We start from the raw sequence: 4700 nt of genomic DNA, 5'->3' as shown, positions 1-4700 counted from the left end.
CGGCGATACGCCATCGCCGGAGCGGGCCGGGCGTGGTGCTTCTCCTTCGGCGACCGGCGGCAAGACTTCGACCCAGGTCTGCCCGGTGGCATAGCGGCCGGGAAAACCATCCAGGAGGTAGAACGTCTTCGTCAACACGTGATCGCGTGGAAGAGGTTCGAGCTCCGGAATGTCCAGCGTCGCCAACATGCGGCGGAGGTATTGCGACTCGGGGCTGACCCCGCCGCTCTGACTCATGCCGAACGCGTCGCGCGTGTCGAAGATCACGGTGCCGCCATTCTTCATGAATCCGTCGACGCGCCGCATGGTCGCTTCTGCGGGGATACGCCTGTTGGCGACGATGGGCCAATACAGGATCGGATAGAACGCGAGTTCATCCCGTGCGGGGTCGACTCCGATCGGCTCGCCGGGTTGCAATGCGGTCCGCGTGGAGAGCATCTGCGTGAGGCCCGACAATCCGGCACGGCTTGTCGCGTCGACCTGCGCGTCGCCGGTCACGACATAGGCGAGACGCGTTACAAGCGCCGGCGAGATCGTCTCACGATTGATGGAGGGCAATTGCTCCTGGGCTCGCGGTTGCGATGTGGGTGCCGCCGCCAACGCCGCCGCAACGACAAGCGAAGCAACTGCGCCGTTCCTGCGCAAGCGACCGCGCATTGAACTCCAATGCCCGCCGAGCCAGAGAGAAGCGAGCGTATCGATCAGGAAGAGAATGAGCGCCATGACCAGAAGGGGCGGCCGCAGATCGACTGTCTCCGCCTGAACGAGAGGGGCGACGATCGCGTTGAGGGGGGCGAGATCGAGCACATTGACGCGATCGCCTTCGGCCAGAACGTTGACCGCGAGGCTTCCGTCGGCAGGGCCATAGAAGCCGGCCGGATGCTCGTCGGTCGCGCGGTCAGCAAAGTCGCGCGGCACGGGACGTGCCTGCGCGGGCGGCGAGGTCAGTGCACCGAAACCATCGAGCGTGACGCGGGGCGCCAACAATTCCTTGGACGCGTTGCGCGCTTCCGAATCGAGATCCTGCGAGGCGGTCGCGAGCGCTGTGATGCGGCGAAGCATGTCGACGAACAAACCGGACAGGGGCAGGTTCGACCATGTCGTATCGGCCGTGACGTGGAAGAGCACGATGCGCCCCTTGCCGCGCCTGTCGGCCGTCACGATCGGCGTGCCGTCTTCGAGCGCGGCCCATGTCCGCGACGAGAGATCACCATCAGGCTCAGCCAGGATCTGGCGGCGCACGCCGATCTCGGCGGGCACCTTGAGACCGAAGAACGGACTTTCATGCGTGAAAGGCGCGAGCGTCCGGGGCGTGTCCCACGACAATGCGCCACCGAGATTACGGCCGCCGCGGCGCAGCCTGACTGGAACGAGGTCGTCGTTGCCCGCGGACAGCCGCGATCCGGCGAAGCGGACGAGAAGACCGCCGCGTTCAACGAAATCCTTCACCTTGCCGAGCGTGTCGGGATCGAGGCCGCCCACATCGGCGAGGATCAGAATTGAAGCCTGCTCGTCGATCAGCTGGCGGATGGAATCGGCAGCGCCACCACGTCCTTCGCGGATCTCGGCATAGGGGCTGAGCGCGCGGCTGAGATAATAGGTCGGCGACAAGAGAGGTTGAGCTTGATCGATCGTGCCCCCGAAGACGAGACCGATGCGTCGGCGTTTCTCGCTTTCGTCGACGAGGCTTACGGCGCCGGCAGAATTCTCGCCCAGGATTTCGAAGCGCGCGATCGCGTTACGCATTTCGAGCGGCAGCTTGAAAGACGTCTCCGTTTGAAGAGCGGTGCCAGAGAAGGCAAAACGTTCGTCCGCCAAAGGAGCGCCCTTTTGATCGCGCGCACGAATGGTGCCGTTGTCGCGTCCGTTCGCTTCTGCGCGCACAATCGAAACCTTGATCTCCTCTCCCGCGTTCTGCGCACCTGCAAGAGCCAGAGTCGGCGACCGATCGGGTTTGAGGACAATGACCGACCTGCCCGCGACGAGCGGTGCGAATTCCGTCACGAAGGCCTGCGCATCGGCTCCTTGAACACCGTCGCTGATCCAAAGAATTTCCGCATTTGGGGTGGCATCGAGAAAGCGCTTAATCGGCTCGACGACGACGCGCCGGTCGCCGAGATACGGACGCGGCGCGAAGCTGCGCAGGCGCTCGAGCGCTGCGGCGGAATCCGACAAAGTCAATCCGGGATTGCGGTCAGCTGTTCCCGCGACAGCCACGGCGCGTCCGTCGCGACCTGCCGCTTCGATGCGTTCAACTGCCAGCTTGAGGCGTTCGCTCCAATCGTGCGCAGCGGCAAAGCCGTTGTCCACCATGACGAGCAGGGGGCCGGTGCCTTTGCTTTCGGCCACCGGATTCCAGATCGGCCCCGACGCGGCAAAGATCAGGAGAGCTGCAAGCGTCAGGCGAATCAACAGGAGCCACCACGGCGTGCGCGCCGGGGTCTCCTGCTGCGGCAGGAGATCGCTCAGGATTTTCAAGGGTGGAAAGTCGATGCGCTTCGGTTGCGGCGGCGTCACACGCAACAGCAACCAGATCGCCGGCAGCGTCGCGAGAGCGGCGAGAACGAGGGGAACGGAGAACGTGAGGGGGAGACCAAGCATGATTTACCGCCCTTCCACGCTCGCGCCACGTGAGGTCGCGACAAGTGTCATCAGGCGAAGAGCGGCTTCGCTTGCGGGGCGGTCCGTGCGATGAATCGTCAATGTCCAACCACGGCGACGGGTGACTTCGGCGAGCGCAGCGCGATGGTTCGCCATGCGCTTCCGATAGGCTTCGCCCCAAAGGGCAGCGTCGCCGACGCGCAGCGACAGGCCGGCCTCGAGGTCGTGCAGAATCGCTTGCCCGTCGAACGGGAAACTCTCTTCGACAGGGTCGACGATCATCGCCAGGTGCCCGCGTGCGCCGCGCGCCGAAATGGATTCGACCACCGCCGTGATGTCGCCGAGCGGCGAAAGAAAGTCGCTGACGAGGATGACCTCGTCGAGAGTTGCGACCGACGCTTGCGGCGGCAGGTCGTCGTCGAGGCTGTTCGCATCGGCGACGATGGCTTCGGCCATCAATTCGGAGATCCGGCGCGAGGCTCGTGGCGCCATGAGACCGAGCATACCGACACGCTCGCCGTTCTCGACAAAAGTGTCAGCCATGGCGAGACCGAGAACGAGGGCGCGTTCGATCTTCGGTGCCTGGGCGAGATCTGAGGCGAAAGCCATGGAGGCGGACCGGTCGATCCATAGCCAGACCGTTTGAGCTGTTTCCCACTCCCGCTCCCGGACGTAGAGCCGGTCGTCACGGCCCGAGCGGCGCCAGTCGATGCGCTGGGCGGCTTCACCGGCCACGAAAGGCCGGAACTGCCAGAAGGTCTCGCCCATACCGGCGCGGCGGCGGCCGTGTATGCCGTGAGACAAGGTTGCGGCGACGCGCCTTGCTTCCAGCAAGAGACGCGGCATGCGCGCCGACAGGGTCAGCGCCTCATGCGTTTCTCGCGGGGTCGGAGACCGCGTCGATTTCGGAAGGACCCTGACGCGGGCCATGTCGCGAGCCCTAGCCGCCCAGCCTCGCCGTGAGGCGGGAAACGATTTCCGTAATCGTCTCGCCGTCCGCCCGCGCGGCAAAGGTCAGAGCCATACGATGCTTGAGAACGGGTTCGGCGAGAGCCTTCACGTCCGCAACAGAAGGGGCCACACGTCCCTCGATGAGGGCGCGGGCGCGAACCGCCAGCATCAGAGCCTGACTCGCCCGGGGGCCGGGTCCCCAGAGCAACTTGTCGGAGACGCCGGGGACGCTCTCTCCCTCCGGTCGGGCCGACCGGACCAGGTCGAGAATGGCCTCGACCACGCTTTCGCCCACGGGAAGGCGCCGCACGAGGCGTTGAGCATTCATCAGCGCTTCGGCGTTCATGACAGCGGTGGGCTGGTGGCCATCGGCGCCTGTGGTCTCGATCAGGATACGTCGCTCGGCGTCGCGATCAGGATAATCCACGTCGATCTGCAGCAGGAACCGATCGAGCTGAGCTTCCGGAAGCGGATAGGTGCCTTCCTGCTCGATGGGATTTTGCGTCGCCAGGACGTGGAACGGCTGCGGCAGGTCGTGCCGCTCGCCCGCGACAGAGACGTGATGCTCCTGCATCGCCTGAAGAAGGGCCGACTGGGTGCGTGGGCTGGCACGATTGATTTCGTCCGCCATGAGCAATTGCGCGAAGATCGGTCCCTTCACGAACCGGAACGAGCGGCGCCGGTCGGTTCCTTCGTCGAGCACTTCCGAGCCGAGAATATCGGAGGGCATCAGGTCTGGCGTGAACTGAACGCGTCTCGCATCGAGGCCCAGAACGGTTCCCAGGGTGTCGACGAGCTTGGTCTTTGCGAGACCGGGGACGCCGACGAGCAATCCGTGGCCCCCGGACAACAGGGTGATCAGGGTCTGATCGACGACCTTTTCCTGGCCGAAGATCACCTTCTGGATCGCTTCCCTTGCGCGGCCAATCGTTTCAAGCGCGGCCTCGGCGTTCCGGATAATGGCGTCGTCGAGTGTCGTGGGCGCTTGAGCTGTACCGGCCGTCATAGGAATCTCCTCGTTACCACGCGCGTCGCCCCGCCCCAGTGTGCCTTTGCTTGAACGGAATGTGCAAGCGGGTCTATGCGCCGCAGAAAGGGCGGGACCGTGGCGAACTTTACGGCGCGTCCGAGACTTCTATGGTTAGGAC

The 4700-nt window shown here is 64.7% G+C and carries 3 protein-coding genes; all 3 read right to left on the bottom strand.

Translation table 11 applies throughout. The features are described 5' to 3' along the window. Window positions 1-2601: DUF4159 domain-containing protein (locus AC1DT3_RS12615; RefSeq protein WP_477465599.1), on the bottom strand; the 2601-nt coding region annotated here is incomplete at its 3' end. 3 nt (window positions 2602-2604) lie between these two features. Further along, entirely contained in the window at window positions 2605-3531 is a 927-nt protein-coding gene (locus AC1DT3_RS12610; RefSeq protein WP_477465598.1) for a DUF58 domain-containing protein, read from the bottom strand. A gap of 10 nt (window positions 3532-3541) precedes the next feature. After that, entirely contained in the window at window positions 3542-4558 is a 1017-nt protein-coding gene (locus AC1DT3_RS12605; RefSeq protein ID WP_477465597.1) for an AAA family ATPase, read from the bottom strand. Window positions 4559-4700 lie beyond the last annotated feature (142 nt).

The organism is Microvirga sp. P4_G7 (assembly GCF_056401005.1).
The sequence above is the reverse complement of the archived record's forward strand: the minus strand, read 5'-3'. Positions and strand labels throughout refer to the sequence as shown.